Source organism: Acinetobacter rongchengensis (genome assembly GCF_003611475.1).
Classification (GTDB): domain Bacteria; phylum Pseudomonadota; class Gammaproteobacteria; order Pseudomonadales; family Moraxellaceae; genus Acinetobacter; species Acinetobacter rongchengensis.
This window is the reverse complement of sequence record NZ_RAXT01000184.1, coordinates 1-611: the sequence shown is the minus strand read 5'-3', so window position 1 is coordinate 611 and position 611 is coordinate 1. Positions and strand designations below refer to the sequence as shown.

2 protein-coding genes and 1 pseudogene are annotated in these 611 nt (G+C 62.2%); all 3 read left to right on the top strand.

Annotated features, from left to right (window positions below; genetic code table 11):
- Window positions 1-95 (top strand): annotated as a pseudogene (locus D7V20_RS19790) (transcriptional regulator MerD); the annotation flags it as partial.
- Window positions 92-328 (top strand): broad-spectrum mercury transporter MerE, encoded by a 237-nt coding sequence (gene merE, locus D7V20_RS19425; protein ID WP_001087807.1) that lies wholly within the window; start codon window positions 92-94, stop codon window positions 326-328. The pseudogene D7V20_RS19790 and the gene merE, both read left to right, overlap by 4 nt.
- Before the next feature lie 65 nt (window positions 329-393).
- Window positions 394-606, top strand: coding sequence for a DUF3330 domain-containing protein (locus tag D7V20_RS19415; protein WP_000993245.1), 213 nt, complete (start codon window positions 394-396; stop codon window positions 604-606).
- Window positions 607-611 lie beyond the last annotated feature (5 nt).

The following is a 611-nucleotide window of genomic DNA, read 5'->3' as shown; positions in this document are numbered from 1 at the left end:
TCGTCGAGCGTCGGCGCGAGGCCCTGGCCAGCCTCGAAATGCAACTGGCCGCCATGCCAACCGAACCGGCACAGCACGCGGAGAGTCTGCCATGAACAGCCCAGAGCACTTGCCGTCTGAGACGCACAAACCGATCACCGGCTACTTGTGGGGCGCGCTGGCCGTGCTCACCTGTCCCTGCCATTTGCCGATTCTCGCCATTGTGCTAGCCGGCACGACGGCCGGCGCGTTCATCGGGGAGCACTGGGGTATTGCAGCCCTCACGCTGACCGGCTTGTTTGTCCTGTCTGTGACGCGGCTGCTGCGGGCCTTCAAGGGAAGATCATGACCGCTTCCCAGCCAGCCGAGAGTGGGCAGCTTTGAGCTTCGCTACCAATCTGGAGGAGTACCACCATGAACGCAAACGCCCCGAACACTGCCAGTTGCACCACCTGCTGCGTATGCTGCAAAGAAATTCCGCTCGATGCCGCCTTCACCCCGGAAGGCGCGGAATACGTCGAACATTTCTGCGGGCTGGATTGCTATGAACGCTTCCAGGCACGCGCCAAGGCCGCGACAGAATCTGACATTGCGCCTGTCCCTGGCGGTTCGCAGCCGTCAGATTGAGGCAT

What these genes read in the sequence shown, in the direction of transcription:
- merE (WP_001087807.1), top strand. Translation starts at nt 92, where the DNA reads ATGAACAGCCCAGAGCACTTGCCGTCTGAGACGCACAAACCGATCACC.
- D7V20_RS19415 (WP_000993245.1), top strand. Translation starts at nt 394, where the DNA reads ATGAACGCAAACGCCCCGAACACTGCCAGTTGCACCACCTGCTGCGTA.